Source organism: Flavobacterium sp. FG68 (assembly GCF_057808895.1).
In genome coordinates, this window is the sequence record NZ_JBMDIY010000027.1 from 12,878 (window position 1) to 35,063 (window position 22,186).

The window sequence follows — 22,186 nt, forward strand, 5'->3', positions numbered from 1 at the left end:
AATTATAAAACAAACCAAACAATGATTTCAAATCAATTACATCATCATCATTTTCATTATTGCTCTCAAGCGATGTGTTAATGGTATGCATGTAAATCATCATATTTTAAAACCCGTTTGAGTACATCAAACGGGTTTTTTTATACCAATTCTTTGTACTCAAACTATTAATCTAACAAAAAAAGAAAAATGAGTACTTTAAAAATTGCAATTCAAAAATCGGGTCGTTTAAACGAAGACAGCATTCAAATCCTAAAAGATTGCGGTATTTCAATCAACAACGGAATCGATCAGTTAAAAGCCGAAGCTTCAAACTTTCCTCTTGAAGTTTTATACCTAAGAAATTCAGATATTCCGCAGTATTTAATTGACGGAGTAGTAGATTTAGCCATCGTTGGCGACAACCTTTTAGTAGAAAAAGGAAAAGAAATTGAAGTTGTACAACGATTAGGATTCTCAAAATGTAAAGTTTCTGTTGCAGTTCCTAAAACCTTTGAATACAATTCAATTCAGGATTTAGCAGGTTTAAGAATCGCAACTTCTTATCCAAATACAGTTAACGAATATTTCAATTCTTTCGGGTTAACAGTAGATATTCACCAAATTTCCGGTTCTGTAGAAATCGCACCAAATATTGGTCTTGCCGATGCAATTGTCGATATCGTTTCAAGCGGAAGCACTTTATTCAAAAACAACCTAAAAGAAGTTGAAGTAATCCTGAAAAGTGAAGCAGTTCTTGCCGTTTCACCAAAAGTTTCTCCTGAAATTCAAAAGCACATCGACACCTTAAAATTCAGAATACAATCGGTTTTAAGAGCGAGAAATTCAAAATATATTTTGATGAATATTCCAAACGAGAAAATCGACGCAGTTGGAAAAATCCTTCCGGTTTTAAGAAGTTTAACCGTTTTGCCATTAGCGCAGGAAGGCTGGAGCAGTGTTCACTCTGTAATTGATAAAGATACTTTTTGGGACGTAATCGACCAATTAAAAGAAGTTGGAGCCGAAGGAATTTTAGTTTGCCCAATTGAGAAAATGGTATTGTAAAAGCAAAATACCAATTTTTAAATTCCAAATTCCAATTCTCGACAGCAGCTTTGTGAACTTAGCGTTTTCTAAAACAAAAGAATAGAAAAAAAACCTTGCGAACTTTGCGGTAAAAAAAAACACAAAGTTTAGCGGTTAAAAAAAATACAAGCATGAATAAGATAGACAATCCAAAACCAGATACCTGGTCTGAAATATTAAAAAGACCAACCCAAACGATTGACGATATTGAAGTTACGGTAAAAGAAATCTTCAGAGAAGTTCAGAAAAAAGGAGATGAAGCCGTAGCAAAATACACTTCAATTTTTGACGGAATAACTTTAGAGAATTATGAAGTTACTAAAGCAGAAGTATATGAAGCAATTGCATTGATTCCAAATGAATTAAAAGAAGCGATTCAATTAGCAAAAGACAATATCTACAAGTTTCACAGCGCTCAAAAAACAGAAAGGATAGAAGTTGAAACTATTGAAGGCGTAAATTGCTGGCAGGAAAAAAGACCAATTCAAAAAATAGGATTATATATTCCGGGCGGAACAGCGCCTTTATTTTCAACAGTTTTAATGCTGGCAGTTCCGGCTGAAATTGCAGGCTGTAAAGAAATTGTGTTGTGTTCGCCTCCAGATAAAACAGGAAAAATCAATCCGGCGATTTTGTATGCTGCCAATTTATGCGGTGTAACTAAAATATTAAAAGTAGGTGGAATCCAGGCAATAGCCGGAATGACCTTTGGAACAAAATCAATTCCAAAAGTTTATAAAATTTTCGGCCCCGGAAATCAGTTTGTTACCGTTGCTAAACAATTGGCGACACAATTTGGAGTTGCAATCGATATGCCGGCCGGTCCATCAGAATTGTTAATTGTTGCTGATGATTCTGCCGTTCCAGCCTTTGTGGCATCAGATTTATTGTCGCAGGCAGAACACGGAACAGATAGTCAGGTAATTTTAGTTTCGACTTCTAAAAAATTAATTGACCAAGTTGAAAAAGAAATTCAATCGCAGTTAGAAGTTCTTCCAAGAAAAGCAATCGCCATAAAAGCAATCGAAAACTCAAAATTAATTTTTGTTGAAAATGATCAGATCGCTTTAGATTTAATCAACGAATATGGTCCGGAACACTTTATTATCTGCTCAGAATATGATGATTTTTACTGCAACGGAATCGTAAATGCGGGTTCGGTTTTTATTGGGAATTATACTCCTGAAAGTGCCGGAGATTATGCTTCTGGAACGAATCACACTTTGCCGACAAATGGTTATGCTAAAAATTACAGTGGTGTAAATCTGGATAGTTTTATGAAATCAATGACTTTTCAAAAAATATCAGAAAAAGGAATTCAAAATATTGGAAAAGCGATTGAAATTATGGCTGAAGCCGAAGGTTTACAAGCGCATAAAAACGCAGTAACACTTCGTCTGAAGTCCTGCGAGGTTTCTAAAACCTCGTAGGTTTAAATAAATTTTCGATTTATAACCTTAATGAATAATACCTACAAGGTTTTAAAAACCTTGCAGGAGCAAAACTTAGAAAATGAATACTTTTGATATAAACACAATTACACGTGAAAACGTAAAGTCTTTAAAACCGTATTCGTCTGCAAGAGATGAGTTTGAAGATTTTGATACCGCCGAAATGATTTTTTTGGATGCCAATGAAAATCCGTTTCAAAATGGCGTAAACCGTTATCCGGATCCGCAGCAGAATTCGGTTAAAGCAATTTTAGCTAAAAATAATAACACAAAACAAAGTCAGATTTTATTAGGAAACGGAAGTGACGAAGTTTTGGATTTGATTTTCAGGGCTTTCTGTGAACCAAAAACGGATAATATTATTACGCTTCCGCCAACATACGGAATGTACAGCGTTTTGGCGAACATAAATGCAATCGAAAACAGAGAAATTCTACTGACAAATGATTTTCAGCCACAAGTTGAAAAGATTCTGGAAGCTGTTGATGAAAACACAAAAATCATCTTTTTATGTTCTCCAAATAACCCAACCGGTAATTCTTTTTCTGATGAAAGCGTGGTAAAACTGCTTCAAAATTTTAATGGTTTGGTTGTGATTGACGAAGCTTATATTGACTTTTCGGACAAAGAAAGCTGGTTAATCGAAATTGACGAATATCCAAATTTGATCATTACACAAACACTTTCAAAAGCGTATGGTCTGGCTGGAATTCGTTTAGGAATCTGCTATGCATCAGAAGCTGTTATTTCGGTTTTAAACAAAATAAAACCACCATATAATGTAAACGAACTGACGCAGCAAAGAGCAAAAGAACGTTTAAAAGATTCTGAAAAAATAAAACAGGAAATAGCTTCAATTATTGAACAAAGAGAAGAATTACTTAAAGTATTACTTGAAATTGATTTTGTAGAGAAAGTTTATCCAACAGAAGCCAATTTTATTCTGGCAAAAGTGGATGACGCAAACAAAAGATACAATCAATTAATTGAAAAAGGAATCGTAATTCGAAACAGAACAACACAGCCTTTATGTGAAAACTGTCTTCGTTTTACAATTGGTACAAAAGAAGAAAATGCTGTTGTAATTAGAGAATTAAAGTTGTTGAATTAGAAAAGTTATAGGCCACAGATTTCACAGATTAAACGGATTATTTTTATTCTGTTTGTGTTTAAATTTTCGCAACGAATTGCACAAATTAGCACGAATTGGATTAGTGAAAATTAGTGCAATTCGTGGCAAACAAAAAAAATCATTTTAATCTGTGAAATCTGTGGCAGAAAAAATATAAACTATGAAAAAAGTACTTTTTATCGATCGTGACGGAACGATTGTTTTAGAACCTGAAAATTACCAATTAGACAGTTTAGATAAACTGGAATTTTATCCAAAAGCGTTCCAATATTTGGCTAAAATTGCCAATGAATTAGATTACGAATTAGCAATGGTAACGAATCAGGACGGATTAGGAACTGACAGTTTTCCTGAAAATACGTTTTGGCCAACACAAAATTTCATTTTAAAAGCTTTTGAAAACGAAGGCGTTGTATTTGATGAAATCTTTGTGGACAGAACTTTTCCTGAAGAAAATGCGCCGACACGCAAACCTAGAACCGGATTGTTAACTAAATATTTAAACAATCCAGAATATGATTTAGAAAATTCTTTTGTTTTAGGAGATCGTTTGACCGATGTTGAATTGGCTAAAAATCTTGGTGCAAAAGCGATTTTTATGAATATGACAGATGGAATTGGAAGTAATGAAATTTCATCAAAACGTGAGGAATTAGACGATACAATTATCCTGCAAACAACAGATTGGAAAAGGATTTATGAGTTTTTGAAACTAGAAGCACGTTCGGCATCAATTACGCGTAAAACAAATGAAACCGATATTTACATCAACTTAAACCTTGATGGAAATGGAAAAAGTAAAATCGATACCGGAATTGCATTTTTTGATCATATGTTAGATCAAATTTCGCGTCATGGTCAAATGGACTTAGAAATCCTTGTAAAAGGTGATTTAGAAGTCGATGAACACCATACAATTGAAGATACAGCAATTGCTTTAGGAGAAGTTTTCGCAAAAGCCTTAGGAAATAAACTAGGAATCGAGCGTTACGGATTCTGCTTACCAATGGACGATTGTTTAGCACAGGCTGCCATTGATTTCGGCGGAAGAAACTGGCTTATCTGGGAAACCGAATTTAAACGTGAAATGGTCGGAAAAATGCCAACAGAAATGTTCTACCACTTTTTTAAATCATTTACAGACGGTGCAAAAGCCAATTTAAATATCAAAGCAGAAGGAATCAACGAACATCATAAAATCGAAGCCATTTTTAAAGCTTTCGCAAAAGCCATAAAAGTAGCCGTAAAAAGAGATACCGAAAAGATGATTTTGCCTTCAACGAAAGGGATGTTGTAATGAATTTTGTTTCAAGTTTCAGGTTTCAAGTTGCTCAACAGAACGTGAAACATGAAACTTGAAACCTGAAACAAAACAAACAAAAACTATGAACGCTGATCAATTTGCAAAAGCCTGGATAGAATCCTGGAATTCTCACGATTTAGACGATATCATGAAACATTATTCTGAAGATATTGAAATTACGACGCCAATGATAAAACTTGCCGCCGGAATCGAGAGTGGTTCGTTGAAAGGAAAAGAGCAAGTTAGAGCATATTGGGAGAAAGCTTTACATAAAATTCCAGATTTGCATTTTGAATTGGTTGAATTAACTTCAGGAGTTGATTCTGTTGCGCTTTATTATAAATCAGTAATGAATAAAATGGCGATTGAAGTCATGTTTTTTAATGAAAATGGATTGGTAAACAAAATGATAGCTCATTATACGGATCTGTAAAATAAAATAATAGTATTAAATGATTGTAAGATTGAAGAGAAATCTAAAATCTAAAATCTAAAATCTAAAATAAATTGAGAATAGTAATTATAAATTACGGAGCAGGAAATATTCAGAGCATTATGTTTGCTATTGAAAGATTGGGTTTTAAAGCCGTTTTGAGCAATAATCCAGAAGAAATTCAGGCGGCAGATAAAGTGATTTTCCCTGGTGTTGGTGAAGCAAGTTCGGCAATGGCAAAGCTTCGTGAAAGCGGTTTAGACAGTTTAATTCCGACTTTGAATCAGCCGGTTTTAGGAATTTGCCTTGGAATGCAGTTGATGTGCAATTCATCTGAAGAAGGTAATACAAAAGGTTTAGGGATTTTTGATGTTGATGTTGTGAAATTTTCAAATCAGGTAAAAGTGCCGCAAATGGGCTGGAATCAGATCTATAATTTAAAATCAGATTTGTTTGCAGCTATTCCGGAAAATGAGTTTATGTATTTGGTTCATAGTTTTTATGCTCCAAATTGCCCAGAAGCCATTGCAACAACGAATTACGATTTAGAATATGCATCGGCTTTACAAAAAGACAATTTTTACGGAACTCAGTTTCACCCGGAAAAAAGCGGTGCCGTTGGGGAGAAGATTTTGGAAAACTTTTTAAAAATGTAAATTTTAAAATTCCAATTTCTTAAATCCCAAATTCCAAATTGCAATATCAAAAATCAATTTCAATCAAAATGTCAGTTTAGAAAATAATCTAAAATCTAAACTCTTAAATCTAAAATATCAAAACATGAGAATAATACCAGCCATAGATATCATTGACGGAAAATGCGTTCGTTTGTCAAAAGGTGATTATGATACCAAAATAATTTACAACGAAAATCCGCTTGAAGTAGCGAAATCATTTGAAGCACACGGAATTGAATATCTGCATTTAGTAGATTTAGACGGCGCAAAATCAAGCAAAATTGTCAATTATAAGATTTTGGAACAAATTGCGTCACAAACCAGTTTAAAAATTGATTTTGGCGGCGGATTAAAATCAGATGACGATTTGAGAATTGCTTTTGAAAGCGGTGCAAATCAAATTACTGGCGGAAGTATTGCTGTAAAAAACAGAGCTATTTTCGAAAAATGGATTTCAGAATACGGTTCTGATAAAATTATTTTAGGCGCTGACGCGAAAGAGGAAAAAATCGCTGTTTCGGGCTGGTTAGAAGATTCAAATGAAGATTTGATTCCGTTTATTCAGGATTATCAAACTAAAGGAATTCAGTATGTTATTTGCACTGATATTGCAAAAGACGGAATGCTTGAAGGCCCAAGTTTCGATCTTTATGGTAAAATTTTAGAAGAAGCAAAAGGTGTAAAATTAATTGCTTCGGGCGGAATTTCTACTTTTGATGAATTACCTAAATTAGCTGAATTTGGATGTGAAGGAACCATAATTGGAAAAGCGATTTACGAAGGAAGAATAACTTTGAAACAACTTGAAAATTATATTTTAAATAAATAAGATTATTTCGCAAAGATGCACGAAGTAAAACACAAAGATTCACTAAAAAAATCTTTGCGAATCTCTGCGTTATCTTTGTGAATCTCTGTGAAACAACAAAAAAATGTTAGCAAAAAGAATCATACCCTGCTTAGATATAAAAAACGGAAGAACCGTAAAAGGCGTTAACTTTGTTGACTTGCGTGATGCAGGAGATCCTGTAGAACTAGCAGAAATTTACTCAGCAGAAGGTGCAGATGAATTAGTTTTTCTGGATATTTCGGCAACAGAAGAGCGACGTAAAACGCTGGTAAATATGGTGCGAAGTGTGGCTGAAAAAATCAATATTCCGTTTACGGTTGGCGGTGGGATTTCGTCTGTTGAAGATGTTGAAATTCTGTTGAATAACGGAGCAGATAAAGTTTCGATAAATTCATCGGCAGTAAAAAATCCGCAATTAATTAATGATTTGGCGCAGAAATTTGGAAGCCAATGCGTTGTAGTTGCAATCGATGCGAAACAAATTGACGGACACTGGATTGTACATTTAGTCGGCGGAAAAGTACCAACAGAACTAAATTTATTCGATTGGGCTGTAGAAGTTGCAGAACGCGGTGCCGGCGAAATATTATTCACATCAATGGACAATGACGGAACGAAAAACGGTTTTGCAAACGAAGCTTTGGCTAAATTATCAACCTTAATTAATATTCCGATAATTGCTTCGGGCGGAGCCGGAAATATACAGCATTTCGTAGATTCATTTAAAGAAGGAAAAGCAGATGCCGCTTTGGCAGCGAGTGTTTTTCACTTTAAAGAAATTGAGATAAAAGCTTTAAAACAAGAGCTTAGGAATAATGGTATTGAAGTTAGACTTTAGAGAGATATATAATAATTGTTTATGGAAGATAAAGAAAGTATTGAAATTTTTGGAAGTACGGGTAAATTGATAAAACTATTGTTTTTTTCAATCTTATTTTTAATTGTCAGCCTTTGGATATTAGTATATCAGCCTACTGTTCGCAATGTAATCGTTAATAATTTTATTATAAAAAATGTTGCTTCAATTTTAGGTCTATTCATGGGATTGTTTGGAATCTATTTCACTACAAAAAAATTATTTGATAAAAAACCAGTCGTTGTTATTGATGCTATTGGAATTATAGATAATTCATCAGCAGTATCGCTTGGGAGAATTTTATGGGAAGACATTGATGCAATTAAAGAAATTACAGTTGTAAATCAAAAATTCATTAAAATTTATCTTAAAAATCCTGAAGATTATATAAGTAAAGAAACTAATGTGATTAAAAGGAATATGATAAAAATGAATTTAAAGCAATCAGGCTCTCCTGTTAGTATTTCAGTTAATGGACTAAAAATATCTTTTAATGAGTTGAAGAATATATTAATACAAAAATTTGAAGAAATTCAAGTAAGTAAAAATTAGAACAAAATAATATAAGAGTTCAGAATCTAAAATCTAAACTCAAAAATCTAAAATCTAAAATAAAAATGAACATAGATATAAAAAGCTCACACGGATTAATTCCGGCGATAATTCAGGATTCAGAAACTAAAAATGTTTTGATGCTGGGTTATATGAACGAAGAATCGCTTCAAAAAACAATAGAAACACAAAAAGTAACTTTTTACAGCCGATCCAAACAAAGACTTTGGACAAAAGGTGAGGAGAGTGGTAACTTTTTAAATTTGGTAAGTATTAAAAACGACTGTGACGGAGATACGCTTTTAATTCAGGCAAAACCTGTCGGGCCAACATGTCACACGGGCGCAGATACTTGCTGGCAGGAAGAAAACAAAGAAAACTACGGTTTCATTTCTCAACTGGAAAACACAATCAAAATCCGTAGAGAAAATGCCGATTCTGAGAAAAGTTACGTAGCTTCTTTATTCGAAAAAGGAATCAATAAAATTGCTCAAAAAGTAGGTGAAGAAGCAGTAGAAGTGGTTATCGAAGCAAAAGATGATAACGATGATTTATTCCTTAGCGAAAGCGCGGATTTACTTTTTCATTATTTGATTTTACTGCAGGCAAAAGGTTTTCAGTTGAATGATGTTGTTGATGTTTTGAAAAAACGTCAGAAATAGTTCTAAAGATATAGTTTTGTCAGACTGAGCGAAGTCGAAGTCCCGCAAAGTGATTCAGCAAACGGGACTTCGACTTCGCTCAGTCTGACAAAAAATGCGATTAACAAAAAAAGGAAAAAAAATCCGTATAAATCCGCGCTTTTCGCATAGCGAATCCGTTTCATCCGTGTGCCATCTCGTAACACTTACTCCACAAACTCAAAAACCGCAAATTCTTCCGGGTGATGAAACCCAAATTTCAAACTTTTATAATCCTGTAAAGCAAGATATTCAGTTGTATTACCGTAATCAATTCTAAAAGCATTTGCTTTCCATTTCGTACCCATTTTTGGTTTCAAAAAACCGCCATTTTCTATTTTTTCTAAGCTTGAAAAAGGGATTTTAATTTCGGTATCAAAACCTTCGGGAGTTATTTTACTGACAGCTTCTAATCCTTCAATATTAAAATTCATTGCTGTTTTCCAGCCTCCGCATTCAGGAGAAATGCACTTTATAAGCATATCGTAATTGGAAGAAAAAGCATTTACGCCAATTTCAAGATAGTTTTTTCCATCGCCATCCGGATCAATAAACACTTCTACTAAATCATCAGCTTCATAGATTTTTGAGTCTTTTTTCTGAGCCTTTCCAACTATTTTCGAATCTATAGAATGATAGGCGATATAAAGGTTTTCGTCATTCCACGAAAGTGAAACCATTGTGTTTTGTGTTGCTTTTTCACCGGAATTATGAATTACAAACGGACCTAAAAACGGTGTTTTCCAATCGGTTAAATCGCCGTCAATCGTTATTTTATCGTTTGTTTTATGAACGGGAAATGTCTGTGAATAATTATGTATTGAATACAGGAATATCAAAAGGTATAAAAAAGAGTTAGATTTCATAAAACGGGTAAATTTTAGCTAAAATAAAAAAACAATACTGTTTAGGAATACAAATCTGTAACATAAATTAAAAAAATATACTAATATTATAACTAATTCAAAAACTTAATTTATAATGAAAAAATACGTTGGAAGTGTTATAGCAGCTTTTCTAATTGGTTTTTCTGCCAATGCTCAGGGACTTATGAATAAGTCTGAAACCGTTTTTACACATCAGGATAGTTTACGCGGAAGTATCACAAAAGAAAGAGCTTGGTGGGATTTAAAATATTATCATTTGGATATAAAAGTAAATCCAGCAGATAAAACAATAACAGGTTCAAATACGGTACGTTATACTGTTTTAACAGAAAATAACAGAATGCAGATCGATTTGCAGGAACCAATGAAGATTACGAAAGTAACGCAAAACGGAAAAGAATTAAAATTTGAAAGAGACGGGAATGCATTCTTCATCACTTTAACTGAAAGTCAAAAAGTTGGCGAAACTAAAGAAATAATAGTTTCTTTTGGCGGAGTGCCTAAAGAAGCTGTTAGACCACCTTGGGATGGAGGAATTACTTGGCAGAAAGATAAAAACGGAAAAGATTTCATCGCTTCATCTTGTCAGGGTTTAGGAGCGAGCGTTTGGTGGCCTTGTAAAGATCATATGTATGATGAAGTCGAAAATATGTTGATCAGCGTGAATGTTCCGGGACATTTAATCGATGTTTCAAATGGAAGATTACAAAGCGTAAAAAAACAAAAAGACGGAACTAAAACCTTTAATTGGTATGTTTCGAACCCAATTAATAATTACGGTGTAAATATAAATATTGGAGATTACGTTAATTTCTCGGAAAAATTTAAAGGAGAAAAAGGCGATTTAGACTGCAATTATTATGTTTTAAGAGATAATCTTGAAATTGCTAAAAAACACTTTCAGGATGCACCAAAAATGCTGAAAGCTTTTGAAAGCTGGTTTGGACCTTATCCGTTTTACGAAGACAGCTATAAATTAGTCGAAGTTCCGTATTTAGGAATGGAGCACCAAAGTTCTGTGACTTACGGAAATGACTATCAAAATGGTTACAAAGGAAACGATATGAGTGGAACAGGCTGGGGATTAAAATTTGATTATATTATTATTCACGAGTCTGGACATGAGTGGTTTGCAAACAACATTACCTATAAAGACATTGCAGATATGTGGATTCACGAGAGTTTTACAACGTATTCTGAATCACTTTTTATTGAGTATTATTACGGAAAAGACGCCGCAAATGAATATATAAGAGGAATTAGAAAAGTGATTACCAATAAAAAACCAATTATTGGCTATTATGATGTAAATGTTGAAGGATCTGGCGACATGTATCCAAAAGGTGCTAATATAATTCATACGATTCGTCAGGTTATAAACGATGATGCAAAATTCAAATCAATTTTGAGAGGAATGAATAAAACTTTTTACCATCAAACAGTTACTACAAAACAAATTGAAGATTATATAAGTAAAGAATCAGGAATTAATTTCAGTCCGGTTTTTGATCAGTATTTAAGAACGGCTAAGGTTCCAACTTTTGAATATTATATTAAAAATCATAAATTGGTTTATCACTGGATCAATTGTGTAGAGAATTTTGATCTTCCTTTAAAAGTTACTTTAAACGGTGTTGAAACGTGGTTAAAACCAACAACAGACTGGAAAGCAGAAAATGTAAAGGATGATAAATCGACTTTGGTTGTTGATAAAAACTTTTACGTGACAGAATTTAATATTACCAATTAAACTTCGGAAAATAATTAAAAATTGAAACCCAATAAATTTCTTATTTATTGGGTTTGTTTTTTTATCAGGAAATCATAAAATTTTAGAAATCTTAATCCGAATGTTTACATTTGTTGCAGATTGATTTCAAAATAATACCATTTTACTAATGAAAAATTACTTCGGAAGCATTTTTACTGCTTTTTTAATTGGTTTTACTGCCAATGCTCAAGGACTTCTTAATAAAGGAGAAACAGTTTTTACACATCAGGATACTTTACGCGGAAGCATTACAAAAGAAAGAGCCTGGTGGGATTTAAAATACTATCATCTTGATGTAAAAGTTAATCCTAAAGAAAAAGCTATTTCGGGTTCTAACACAGTTCGCTATACTGTTTTAACAGAGAATAACAGAATGCAGATTGATTTGCAGGAACCTATGAAAATTACGAAAGTAACGCAGGACAAGAAAGAATTAAAATTTGAAAGAGACGGAAATGCGTTTTTCATCACTTTAACTGAAAAGCAGAAAGTTGGTGATACAAAAGAGATCGTAGTTTATTTTGAAGGAAAACCAAAAGAAGCGGTAAGAGCGCCGTGGGATGGAGGTTTCTCATGGAAAAAAGATAAAAACGGAAAAGATTTTATTGCTACATCTTGTCAGGGTTTAGGCGCGAGCGTTTGGTGGCCAAACAAAGACCATATGTATGATGAAGTAGAAAATATGTTAATCAGCGTGAATGTTCCGGGTGATTTAACGGATGTTTCTAACGGAAGATTACAAAGTGTTAAAAAAGAAAAAGACGGAACAAAAACATTCAATTGGTACGTTTCAAACCCAATTAATAATTACGGAGTAAACATCAATATTGGAGATTACGTTAATTTCTCTGAAGTATATAAAGGAGAAAAAGGCGATTTAGATTGTAATTATTATGTTTTAAGAGATAATCTAACTTTGGCAAAAGAGCAGTTTAAAGATGCTCCAAAGATGCTGAAAGCTTTTGAAAACTGGTTTGGACCTTATCCTTGGTATGAAGACAGTTATAAATTAGTTGAAGTTCCGTATTTAGGAATGGAACACCAAAGCTCTGTAACGTACGGAAATCAATATAAAAATGGATATTTAGGACGTGATTTAAGCGGAACTGGCTGGGGATTAAAATTTGATTTTATCATTATTCACGAATCTGGCCACGAATGGTTTGCCAACAATATTACGTACAAAGATATCGCTGATATGTGGGTTCACGAGAGTTTTACAAATTACTCTGAAAGCCTTTTCATTGAATATTATTACGGAAAAGATGCTGCGGCTGAATATATTATTGGATGCAGAAAAAACATTAAAAATGACACTCCAATTATCGGACATTATGATGTAAATAATGAAGGTTCTGGAGATATGTATCCAAAAGGAGCTTCAATGCTGCACATGATTCGCCAGGTAATTAATGATGATGCAAAATGGAAATCGATTTTGAGAGGAATGAACAAGACTTTTTATCATCAAACGGTTACTGGTAAACAGATTCAGGATTATATTAACGAACAATCTGGAATTAACTTCAACAGAGTTTTTGCGCAATATTTGACTACAACACAAATTCCGGTTTTTGAATACATGTTTAAAAACGGAACTTTCGGATATCACTGGACAAATTGTGTTGCTAAATTTGATATGCCAGTTAGGGTAAAAATAAATGGTGTTGAAACCTGGTTAAAACCAACAACAGAATGGCAGTCTGAAAAAACGACTAATGAAGATAGAAAAGTAGAAGTTGATAAAGATTTTTATGTTACGACTTCGAATATTATAGAGTAAATTTTTAAATTCCAAAATATAAATCCCAAATTCCAATCCCGATGCTTCGGGAGGAGTTTGGGATTTTTTTATATCTTATTAATTTGTAGAAAAGGTATGTCATTTCGAGGAACGAGAAATCTCCGCGAGAAACTCTACAAAGATTGGCTACATTCTGTACGGAGCTACTTGCGGAGATTTCTCGTTCCTCGAAATGACAAATTGTACGTAGTACCGTAAAAAGTTTGGAATTTGGAATTTAAAAATTGGAATTTTTATCTGCTATTAAGCTTCGCCTTTTCCTTAATTATATCCGCAATTTTTCGATTCTCAATTTTACTTTCAAGCCACGAAATAATATCAAGGTATAAAAATGCTCTTTTTTCGTAAGTATTCTTTTCAAGTTCTACAAAGCGGTCGTGCATTTTCTTGAATTCCTTTTTGATATCAGCAGGGTAAAAGTTGTTTAAGTTTCTTAAAAACTTGATGATTTCCTTTTGAACTTCATGTAAATCATTCATTTTCAATAAAAACTTATACGTGCTTTTTAGGTGGTTTTCTAAATAATAATCCTTTCCTAATTCATAATGTGCAATTAAAGACAAAAGTCTCGCAAAACACATTAAATCCTCACGCATGGTTAAGTTCTTGTTGTTGATGATTTTATCTAAATAAAGAATGCATTCATTGTACTTTTCATTTCCAAAATAAATCGAAGCAATTTTATAGAAAAACAACATTTCGTGATGTTCGTCAAGATGTTCGCTGTGCAGTTTTATTTTTTCTAAAATCTCCGGAATCAAATATTCGCTTTCGGCAAAAGTACCTTCCAGAATGTGTAAATTCAACTTATTGTTGTAAACATATAGAAATGATAGTGATGCAATGTTATCGTTTACCGGAAATTTTGGATCCTGAATAGTTTCTTCTAAAAGTGAAAGATATCTTTTAAAATTAGACGTATATTTCAGCATATAAAGCGATTCCAAGAAATAGTGATTTCCTTTTAAGAAAAACACCGGATTAAGATAAATCATATTCGGATTATCATAAAATAGCTGCACCCACTTATAAGCAAACTTATAACTCGCTAAAAAGTCCTGAACTAAAAAGCTGCGCCATAAATTAGCGTTGTAAAACCAATACTTTTCACGGAAACCAAATTTAGTTTCGTCCAGCTTGGCAATATGTTTGTTGAAATAATCATCAATATATTTATACTCTTCATCGCTTTTTACGTAACCGGTTTTCAGCATGATTCCGTATAATTGAAGCGAAAGGTTCGATAATTTACTGGAAATTGTATTTCGGTAATTTAATTCCTTGGCCTGAATAACAAGTTCGTCGGCGCGGCCCTGAATACTTCGGGTAATATATTGCGATTCTATCAGTTTTTCGAACTCGACAATTTCATACGCCATATATTTTTCATCATTTTCTAAAGCCTGCTGTTTTGTTTTGTCCAGAATCTTCAAACTCTGTTTATACAAACCTTTATTATATAGAATAACAGCAAAATCAATTTGTTCACGGAGTTGATAACGAATGTTCTGGCTCGGAATATTCAAACGAATACTAACTAAAATTTGCTTGTATAAGTATGATTTTAAGTTAGATAACTGTACTTTTTTGATTATTCCGCTCTTTAAAATCAGCTTTTCATCATACGTTTCAGACTTATCTAAAATATTGAATAATTCAATGAATTTAGTATTCGAACTTGTTTCTAATCGGCTTGCAAAAATTTTAAACTGCCTTTTTTCAGATTTGGAAAGTGATTTTATCAGAACAAATAAGAAATCTTTTTGATGGTTAGCCATTGTAAAAAATAATAATATAACTTATTGATTATTAAATATTTAAGTCGTTATAAATTGTGTTATGAACAGTATAATTTCATTAAAATGAATTTCGTACTGCGATTGTACAATATATATTTGTTATCAAGATGTGAAATTACATTAAATAAATGAATATGAATAGAGAGAAAGTTCAAATTTTTGACACCACATTACGCGACGGTGAACAAGTTCCAGGATGTAAGTTAGATACTAAGCAAAAATTAGTTATCGCAGAACGACTAGACAAAATGGGAGTTGATATTATCGAAGCCGGTTTTCCTGTGTCAAGTCCGGGCGATTTTTTATCGGTCTCTGAGATTTGTAAAATTGTAGAAAATGCAACCGTCTGCGGATTGACAAGAGCCGTAAAAAATGACATTGATGTTGCGGCAGCTGCTTTAAAGCACGCTAAAAGACCTAGAATCCATACCGGAATCGGAACCTCAGAATCTCATATACTCCATAAATTACAAACTACCCCGGAAGATATTATTGCAAGAGCAAAATTTGCAGTAGCTCACGCAAAAACATATGTAGAAGATGTTGAATTCTATGCAGAAGATGCTGGTAGAACAGACAATGCTTTCCTTGCAAAAGTTTGCGAAGAAGTAATTAAATCTGGTGCAACGGTATTAAATATTCCTGATACTACAGGATATTGTCTTCCAGAAGAATACGGGGCAAAAATTAAATATTTAAAAGAAAACGTAAAAGGAATCGAAAACGTAATCCTTTCATGTCACTGTCATAATGATTTAGGAATGGCAACTGCAAACTCAATTGCAGGAGCTATAAATGGTGCAAGACAAATCGAATGTACAATTAATGGTATTGGAGAAAGAGCCGGAAATACAGCACTTGAAGAAGTGGTTATGATTTTCAAACAGCATCCATACTTAAATTTAGATACAAACATTAATACAAGAGAATTAAACGAAATGAGTCGTTTAGTTTCTGAAAGTATGGGAATGATTGTGCAGCCAAATAAAGCGATCGTTGGAGCAAATGCTTTTGCACACAGTTCTGGAATTCATCAGGATGGTGTGATTAAAAACAGAGCAACTTATGAAATCATGGACCCGCTTGATGTTGGTGTAAACGAATCTTCAATTATTTTGACTGCAAGAAGCGGAAGAGCTGCATTAGCTTACCGTGCTAAAAAAGTAGGTTACGAATTGACTAAAGTACAATTAGACATTGTATATATTGAGTTCCTGAAATTTGCAGATATCAAAAAAGAAGTGGTTGATGCAGATATTCACCAAATTATCGAAGCTTCTAAAATTGAAGGTGATTTAATCAGAAGCTAGTTAAAAGAGAATAGAAGAAAGAAGTTAGAAGAAAAATAATAAAGATTTAAATCATAAAGAACGAGACGTTATGAATTTGAAAATAGCAGTTTTACCAGGAGACGGAATTGGACCAGAGGTTATTGCACAGGCCAAAAAAGCATTATACGCTATTGGCGAAGTGTACAATCATGAATTTGTTTTTGAAGAAGCGCTCATGGGTGCTATCGCCATTGATAAAACTGGAAACCCGCTGCCGGAACAAACTTTAAATCTTTGTTTAAATACAGATGCTGTTTTATTTGGTGCCATTGGAGATCCTAAATACGATAATAATCCAAACGCAAAAGTTCGTCCGGAGCAGGGATTGTTGAAACTTCGTAAAGAATTAGGATTGTTTGCTAATATTCGCCCAATAAAACCTTATAAAGCATTAGTTGACGCATCTCCTTTAAAAAGAGAAATTATTGAAGGAGCAGATTTTACTATTTTCAGAGAATTAACTGGCGGTGCTTATTTTGGAGCTAAAACATTAAATGAAGAAGGAACACACGCTTCTGATTTATGTGAATATTCAGAAGAAGAAATTACAAGAATTGCACATTTAGCTTTTAAATCGGCACAAAACCGACGAAAAAAGCTGACTATGGTTGACAAAGCTAACGTTTTGGAAACTTCAAGATTATGGAGAAAAGTGGTTCAAAAAGTGGGCGAAAGCTATCCTGATGTTCTTTTAGACTTTTTATTTGTTGATAACGCGGCAATGCAAATCATCTTAAACCCGAAACAATTTGATGTGATTTTGACAGAAAATCTATTTGGAGATATTTTATCAGATGAAGCAAGCGTAATTACAGGTTCAATTGGTTTATTGGCTTCAGCATCTTTAGGAGAAAAAAATGCGCTTTTCGAACCAATCCACGGATCTTATCCTCAGGCAAAAGGAAAAAATATTGCTAATCCAATTGCTTCGATTTTATCAGCAGCAATGTTGTTAGAACATTTCGGATTGTTTACAGAAGCAAATGTGATTTATAAAGCTATTGAAAAAGCAATTGAATATAAAGTGGTTACAGTTGATTTAAAGCCAGATTCAAAATTCGGTACAAATGAAGTAGGGGAGTTTGTTTCAAATGTCATTTTCAGCAAAGATGACCTATTATATTTCAGAAATGACAATGTTCATATCGGACAGTCGACAATAGTTTAAAGTTTTTATTAAAATTATGAATTAAATAACAAGAAGTATTGAAAATGTTGAGATTTTATTTTTTTAGTTCTTAAAGTTTCCGTACTTTTGTAACACTAAAAAAATAAAGATGCAAATCTCAATTATTATTACTTCTGTCGTTGTTGTCAATGTGTTTCGCACATCTGCATCGGGAATGGTATAAATATAATTGAAAAACTATATTACAAACCTTCCAAATACTGGAAGGTTTTTTTTTGAATAAAAATTAAAATAAATAATACAATAATGGAATTAAATAAGTACAGCAAAACCATCACTCAAGATCAAACTCAGCCAGCGGCGCAAGCGATGTTATACGGTATTGGTTTAACTGAAGAAGATTTAAAAAAAGCACAAGTAGGGATTGTGAGCATGGGTTACGATGGTAACACGTGTAACATGCACCTGAATGATTTAGCAAAAGATGTTAAAAAAGGTGTTTGGGATGCAGATCTGGTCGGACTTATTTTTAATACCATTGGTGTTAGTGACGGAATTTCAAACGGTACTGAAGGAATGCGTTATTCATTAGTATCTCGTGACGTTATTGCAGACTCTATAGAAACAGTTGCAGGAGCACAATGGTACGATAGTATTATTGCAATTCCCGGCTGTGATAAAAATATGCCTGGAGCGTTAATCGCAATGGGAAGATTAAACCGTCCGTCAATGATGGTTTACGGAGGATCAATTCACTCTGGAAAATGGAAAGGAGAATCTTTAAATATCGTTTCTGCTTTTGAAGCTTTAGGAAAAAAAGTAAAAGGAGAAATTACTCCGGAAGATTTTAAAGGAGTTATTCAAAATGCTTGTCCGGGTGCTGGTGCCTGCGGTGGAATGTATACGGCAAACACAATGTCTTCGGCAATTGAAGCATTAGGAATGAGTATGCCATACAGTTCTTCTAATCCTGCTTTAAGTCAGGAAAAAAGAGACGAATGTCTTGCTGCCGGAGCTGCAATTAAAATTTTATTAGAAAAAGATATTAAGCCAAGAGATATTATGACTCGTAAAGCTTTTGAAAATGCTATTACAATTGTAGCAGTTTTAGGAGGTTCTACAAATGCCGTTATGCACTTAATTGCAATGGCACATTCTGTTGGTATCACAATTACTTTGGATGATTTTCAGGCTATTAACGACAGAACTCCGGTTCTTGCTGACATGAAACCAAGTGGTAAATATATGATGGAAGATATTCATGAAGTAGGAGGTATTCCGGGAGTAATGAAATATCTGTTAAAAGTTGGATTGATTCACGGAGATTGTTTAACCGTAACGGGAAAAACAGTTGCTGAAAATTTAGCTTCAACTCCGGATTTACAAGACGGACAAGAAGTAATTCATGAAATTCAAAAAGCATTAAAACCAACAGGAAATATTCAGGTTTTATATGGAAACCTTGCTTCTGAAGGTGCTGTAGCAAAAATTAGCGGAAAAGAAGGAGAATATTTCGAAGGACCGGCTGTAGTTTTTGAAGGTGAATTTGAAGTAATTCCAGGTCTTCAGGCCGGAAAAATTAAACCAGGTAATGTAGTCGTCATCAGGGGTTGTGGACCAAAAGGTGGTCCGGGAATGCCTGAAATGCTAAAACCAACATCAGCGATTATTGGAGCTGGATTAGGAAGCAGCTGTGCACTTATTACAGATGGTAGATTCTCCGGAGGTTCACACGGATTCGTGGTAGGACACGTTACACCAGAAGCATATGATGGTGGTGGTATTGCACTAGTAAAAGATGGAGATATAATCGCTATCGACGCTGTGAAAAATACTATCGACCTGAAGATATCTGACGAAGAATATGCAGCTCGTAAAGCGGCTTGGGTTCAACCAGCGCTAAAAGTTGACAGGGGAGTTTTACTTAAATACGCAAGGTCGGTTTCAAGCGCATCAACAGGATGTGTTACCGATAACTAGCATTCAATTACAATTACAATTTCAAAAATCAATTTCAAATGAAAAAGATTTTGGAATAAACTATAAAAGTGTAAATCTCTATTTCTTAAAAAATAGAAATAAGAGAGAAAAAAATATACCAAATGGGAACAATTAGGATATCAGGCGCCGAAGCCGTTATTAGATGTTTATTAGCAGAAGGAGTAGACTTAATTTATGGTTATCCGGGAGGGGCAATCATGCCGGTTTACGACGAATTATATAAATTTCAGGATCAGTTACACCATGTTTTAGTACGTCACGAACAAGGTGCAACGCATGCTGCTCAGGGTTATGCTAGAGCAACAGGAAAAGTAGGAGTGGCAATTGCTACTTCTGGACCGGGAGCAACAAATTTAGTTACCGGAATTGCTGATGCTCAAATCGATTCAACTCCAATGGTTTGTATTACCGGACAAGTTGGAAGACATTTATTAGGATCTGATGCTTTTCAGGAAACAGATATTATCGGAATCTCGACTCCGGTTACAAAATGGAATTTTCAGGTAACTGAGGCTTCTCAAATTCCTGAAATCATTGCAAAAGCATTTTATATTGCTCGTTCCGGACGTCCGGGACCTGTATTAATTGATATTACTAAAAACGCTCAGTTTGATGAGTTAGATTTTAGTTATGAAAAATGTACGGCAATCAGAAGTTATGTTCCGGTTCCGAAATTAAAATTAGACAAAGTTGCCGAAGCTGCAGCCTTAATCAATAGTGCTAAAAAACCTTTTATAGTTTTCGGACAGGGAATTATTTTAGGTCAGGCTGAAGCCGAGTTTAAAGCAGTTCTTGAAAAATCAGGAATTCCGGCGGCGTGGACTATTTTAGGACTTTCGGCTCTGCCAACAGATCATCCTTTAAATGTTGGAATGCTTGGAATGCACGGAAATTATGCTCCAAATTTACTAACGAACGAATGTGATGTTTTAATTGCCTTCGGAATGCGTTTTGACGACCGTGTTACAGGTAAACTAGCTACTTACGCAAAACAGGCAAAAGTAATTCACTTCGAAATTGATCCTGCAGAAGTTGATAAAAACGTTAAAACAGAAGTTGCTGTTTTAGGTGATGTAAAAGAATCTTTAGCTGCTTTATTACCATTACTGGATGCAAAATCACACGATTTATGGCACAATGAGTTTAAAGAATTGGCTAAAATAGAATATGACACAGTTATTAAAGACGAATTAAATCCAGAAACTCCGGGACTTTCGATGGGAGAAACTATTGAAATGATCAATAAACACTCAAAAGGTGATGCGATTATAGTTTCAGATGTTGGTCAGCACCAAATGTTTGCGTGTCGTTATGCTAAATTCAATTCAACTAAAAGTAATATTACATCTGGCGGATTAGGTACAATGGGATTTGCGCTTCCGGCTGCAATTGGAGCTAAAATGGGAAGACCAGATCGTGAAGTTGTAGCTATTATTGGTGATGGAGGATTCCAGATGACGATTCAGGAATTAGGAACAATTTTCCAGACCCAGGTTCCGGTAAAAATTGTAATTCTAAACAATGAATTTTTAGGAATGGTGCGTCAATGGCAGGAATTATTCTTTGACAACAGATATGCATCAACAAAAATGATTAATCCAAATTTCACTGCAATTGCCGAAGGGTATCATATTAAATCTAAGAAAGTTACCAATCGTGAAGATTTAGATGCTGCAGTTGCCGAAATGCTTGCTTCAAAAGATTCTTATTTCTTAGAAGTCATGGTCGAAAAGGAAAACAACGTTTTCCCAATGATCCCAACAGGAGCATGTGTATCAGAAATTAGATTAAGCTAAAGAAAAAAGTTTCAAGTTTTAAGTTTCAGGTTTCACGTTCCCAGCAGAACGTGAAACTTGAAACTTGAAACAAAATAAACTAAAAAACAAAATGGAAGATAAAACATTTACCATATCGGTATACTCAGAAAATAACGTGGGTTTATTAAATAGAATATCTGGAATATTCTTAAAGCGTCACATTAATATATTAAGTCTAAATGTTTCAGAATCAGAAATAGAGAATGTTTCAAGATTTATCATTGTAGTAAATACAACGGAGAAATGGGTTCAGAATATTGTGGGACAGATTGAAAAACAAATTGAAGTTATAAAAGCATTTTATCACACAGATGAAGAAACCATTTATTTGGAGAATGCACTTTTTAAAATCGCTTCAAGTTTGTTGTTTGATGAAAAACAAATTCAAAATATCATCAAAGACAGTCAATCGACGATTGTAACGGTTTCAAGAGATTTCTTTGTGATTTCAAAATCAGGAAGACGTTCAGAAATTGAAGATTTATACCAAAAATTCAAACCGTACGGAATTATGCAATTTGTACGTTCGGGAAGAATTTCGGTTTCTAAAGAAAAAATGGAGATTTCATCATTGTTAGAAACCTTCAAATAAACAATTAATATGTGATATTACACGATCACAACCAATTATAAATAAATTAATTA

At 33.8% G+C, this 22,186-nt stretch carries 19 protein-coding genes; 17 read left to right on the forward strand and 2 right to left on the reverse strand.

All coding sequences use genetic code 11. The features are described from left to right. Window positions 1-189: 189 nt before the first annotated feature. The 10 genes from hisG (at window position 190) to hisIE (ending at window position 8,984) form a co-directional block, all read left to right on the forward strand. Window positions 190-1,047 carry an ATP phosphoribosyltransferase gene (gene hisG / locus ACODSB_RS16650; RefSeq protein WP_053471449.1) on the forward strand — a complete coding sequence of 286 codons (858 nt, stop codon included), beginning with the start codon at window positions 190-192 and terminating at the stop codon, window positions 1,045-1,047. Between the two features lie 152 nt (window positions 1,048-1,199). Next, on the forward strand, window positions 1,200-2,498 hold the full coding sequence (hisD, locus tag ACODSB_RS16655) for a histidinol dehydrogenase (protein WP_488937873.1): 1,299 nt from the start codon (window positions 1,200-1,202) through the stop codon (window positions 2,496-2,498). 82 nt (window positions 2,499-2,580) lie between these two features. Then, a complete protein-coding gene (gene hisC, locus ACODSB_RS16660) occupies window positions 2,581-3,630 on the forward strand; it encodes a histidinol-phosphate transaminase (protein ID WP_488937874.1) in 1,050 nt (349 codons plus the stop codon). Between the two features lie 181 nt (window positions 3,631-3,811). After that, window positions 3,812-4,948, forward strand: coding sequence for a bifunctional histidinol-phosphatase/imidazoleglycerol-phosphate dehydratase HisB (hisB, locus tag ACODSB_RS16665; RefSeq protein WP_488937875.1), 1,137 nt, complete (start codon window positions 3,812-3,814; stop codon window positions 4,946-4,948). Window positions 4,949-5,036: 88 nt separating this feature from the next. Next, the gene (locus ACODSB_RS16670; protein ID WP_488937876.1) at window positions 5,037-5,387 is read left to right on the forward strand and encodes a nuclear transport factor 2 family protein; all 351 of its coding nucleotides are present in this window, start codon (window positions 5,037-5,039) and stop codon (window positions 5,385-5,387) included. Window positions 5,388-5,461: 74 nt separating this feature from the next. Beyond that, complete coding sequence (gene hisH, locus ACODSB_RS16675; protein WP_488937877.1) at window positions 5,462-6,043, forward strand: imidazole glycerol phosphate synthase subunit HisH; 582 nt, start codon at window positions 5,462-5,464, stop codon at window positions 6,041-6,043. A 124-nt stretch (window positions 6,044-6,167) separates the two neighbouring features. Beyond that, window positions 6,168-6,893: a 1-(5-phosphoribosyl)-5-[(5-phosphoribosylamino)methylideneamino]imidazole-4-carboxamide isomerase gene (gene hisA / locus ACODSB_RS16680; protein ID WP_488937878.1), complete on the forward strand. Its 726-nt coding sequence runs from the start codon at window positions 6,168-6,170 to the stop codon at window positions 6,891-6,893. Between the two features lie 103 nt (window positions 6,894-6,996). Beyond that, on the forward strand, window positions 6,997-7,752 hold the full coding sequence (gene hisF / locus ACODSB_RS16685) for an imidazole glycerol phosphate synthase subunit HisF (protein ID WP_488937879.1): 756 nt from the start codon (window positions 6,997-6,999) through the stop codon (window positions 7,750-7,752). 21 nt (window positions 7,753-7,773) lie between these two features. Next, on the forward strand, window positions 7,774-8,322 hold the full coding sequence (locus ACODSB_RS16690) for an STM3941 family protein (protein WP_488937880.1): 549 nt from the start codon (window positions 7,774-7,776) through the stop codon (window positions 8,320-8,322). Window positions 8,323-8,333: 11 nt separating this feature from the next. Beyond that, window positions 8,334-8,984 (forward strand): bifunctional phosphoribosyl-AMP cyclohydrolase/phosphoribosyl-ATP diphosphatase HisIE, encoded by a 651-nt coding sequence (gene hisIE / locus ACODSB_RS16695; RefSeq protein ID WP_488937920.1) that lies wholly within the window; start codon window positions 8,334-8,336, stop codon window positions 8,982-8,984. 185 nt (window positions 8,985-9,169) lie between these two features. On the opposite strand, the gene ACODSB_RS16700 is transcribed toward hisIE, so the two are convergent. Then, the gene (locus ACODSB_RS16700; protein WP_488937881.1) at window positions 9,170-9,868 is read right to left on the reverse strand and encodes a carbohydrate-binding family 9-like protein; all 699 of its coding nucleotides are present in this window, start codon (window positions 9,866-9,868) and stop codon (window positions 9,170-9,172) included. A gap of 115 nt (window positions 9,869-9,983) precedes the next feature. On the opposite strand from ACODSB_RS16700, the gene ACODSB_RS16705 reads away from it, so the two are divergent. Together ACODSB_RS16705 and ACODSB_RS16710 are read left to right on the forward strand one after the other, a co-directional pair. Next, entirely contained in the window at window positions 9,984-11,639 is a 1,656-nt protein-coding gene (locus tag ACODSB_RS16705) for a M1 family metallopeptidase (RefSeq protein ID WP_488937882.1), read from the forward strand. Window positions 11,640-11,787: 148 nt separating this feature from the next. Continuing rightward, window positions 11,788-13,443, forward strand: a complete 1,656-nt coding sequence (locus tag ACODSB_RS16710; protein WP_488937883.1) for a M1 family metallopeptidase — start codon at window positions 11,788-11,790, stop codon at window positions 13,441-13,443. Window positions 13,444-13,697: 254 nt separating this feature from the next. Here ACODSB_RS16710 and ACODSB_RS16715 read toward each other — a convergent pair whose 3' ends face one another. After that, on the reverse strand, window positions 13,698-15,242 hold the full coding sequence (locus ACODSB_RS16715) for a hypothetical protein (protein ID WP_488937884.1): 1,545 nt from the start codon (window positions 15,240-15,242) through the stop codon (window positions 13,698-13,700). A gap of 155 nt (window positions 15,243-15,397) precedes the next feature. On the opposite strand from ACODSB_RS16715, the gene ACODSB_RS16720 reads away from it, so the two are divergent. The 5 genes from ACODSB_RS16720 (at window position 15,398) to ilvN (ending at window position 22,133) form a co-directional block, all read left to right on the forward strand. Further along, window positions 15,398-16,573: a 2-isopropylmalate synthase gene (locus tag ACODSB_RS16720; protein ID WP_073482969.1), complete on the forward strand. Its 1,176-nt coding sequence runs from the start codon at window positions 15,398-15,400 to the stop codon at window positions 16,571-16,573. 70 nt (window positions 16,574-16,643) lie between these two features. Next, window positions 16,644-17,762: a 3-isopropylmalate dehydrogenase gene (gene leuB, locus ACODSB_RS16725; RefSeq protein WP_053474512.1), complete on the forward strand. Its 1,119-nt coding sequence runs from the start codon at window positions 16,644-16,646 to the stop codon at window positions 17,760-17,762. 267 nt (window positions 17,763-18,029) lie between these two features. Continuing rightward, complete coding sequence (gene ilvD, locus ACODSB_RS16730; protein ID WP_053474513.1) at window positions 18,030-19,703, forward strand: dihydroxy-acid dehydratase; 1,674 nt, start codon at window positions 18,030-18,032, stop codon at window positions 19,701-19,703. A 122-nt stretch (window positions 19,704-19,825) separates the two neighbouring features. Continuing rightward, the gene (gene ilvB / locus ACODSB_RS16735; RefSeq protein ID WP_256634903.1) at window positions 19,826-21,520 is read left to right on the forward strand and encodes a biosynthetic-type acetolactate synthase large subunit; all 1,695 of its coding nucleotides are present in this window, start codon (window positions 19,826-19,828) and stop codon (window positions 21,518-21,520) included. A 91-nt stretch (window positions 21,521-21,611) separates the two neighbouring features. Beyond that, the gene (gene ilvN / locus ACODSB_RS16740; RefSeq protein ID WP_053474515.1) at window positions 21,612-22,133 is read left to right on the forward strand and encodes an acetolactate synthase small subunit; all 522 of its coding nucleotides are present in this window, start codon (window positions 21,612-21,614) and stop codon (window positions 22,131-22,133) included. Window positions 22,134-22,186: the final 53 nt, after the last annotated feature.

Coding starts and splice junctions, on each gene's coding strand:
- hisF (WP_488937879.1), top strand. CDS start 6,997: ATGTTAGCAAAAAGAATCATACCCTGCTTAGATATAAAAAACGGAAGA.
- ACODSB_RS16720 (WP_073482969.1), top strand. CDS start 15,398: ATGAATAGAGAGAAAGTTCAAATTTTTGACACCACATTACGCGACGGT.
- ilvN (WP_053474515.1), top strand. CDS start 21,612: ATGGAAGATAAAACATTTACCATATCGGTATACTCAGAAAATAACGTG.
- ACODSB_RS16710 (WP_488937883.1), top strand. CDS start 11,788: ATGAAAAATTACTTCGGAAGCATTTTTACTGCTTTTTTAATTGGTTTT.
- hisD (WP_488937873.1), top strand. CDS start 1,200: ATGAATAAGATAGACAATCCAAAACCAGATACCTGGTCTGAAATATTA.
- ACODSB_RS16700 (WP_488937881.1), bottom strand. CDS start 9,868: ATGAAATCTAACTCTTTTTTATACCTTTTGATATTCCTGTATTCAATA.
- ilvB (WP_256634903.1), top strand. CDS start 19,826: ATGGGAACAATTAGGATATCAGGCGCCGAAGCCGTTATTAGATGTTTA.
- ACODSB_RS16715 (WP_488937884.1), bottom strand. CDS start 15,242: ATGGCTAACCATCAAAAAGATTTCTTATTTGTTCTGATAAAATCACTT.
- hisA (WP_488937878.1), top strand. CDS start 6,168: ATGAGAATAATACCAGCCATAGATATCATTGACGGAAAATGCGTTCGT.
- hisG (WP_053471449.1), top strand. CDS start 190: ATGAGTACTTTAAAAATTGCAATTCAAAAATCGGGTCGTTTAAACGAA.
- ACODSB_RS16670 (WP_488937876.1), top strand. CDS start 5,037: ATGAACGCTGATCAATTTGCAAAAGCCTGGATAGAATCCTGGAATTCT.
- ACODSB_RS16690 (WP_488937880.1), top strand. CDS start 7,774: ATGGAAGATAAAGAAAGTATTGAAATTTTTGGAAGTACGGGTAAATTG.
- ACODSB_RS16705 (WP_488937882.1), top strand. CDS start 9,984: ATGAAAAAATACGTTGGAAGTGTTATAGCAGCTTTTCTAATTGGTTTT.
- ilvD (WP_053474513.1), top strand. CDS start 18,030: ATGGAATTAAATAAGTACAGCAAAACCATCACTCAAGATCAAACTCAG.
- hisB (WP_488937875.1), top strand. CDS start 3,812: ATGAAAAAAGTACTTTTTATCGATCGTGACGGAACGATTGTTTTAGAA.
- leuB (WP_053474512.1), top strand. CDS start 16,644: ATGAATTTGAAAATAGCAGTTTTACCAGGAGACGGAATTGGACCAGAG.
- hisC (WP_488937874.1), top strand. CDS start 2,581: ATGAATACTTTTGATATAAACACAATTACACGTGAAAACGTAAAGTCT.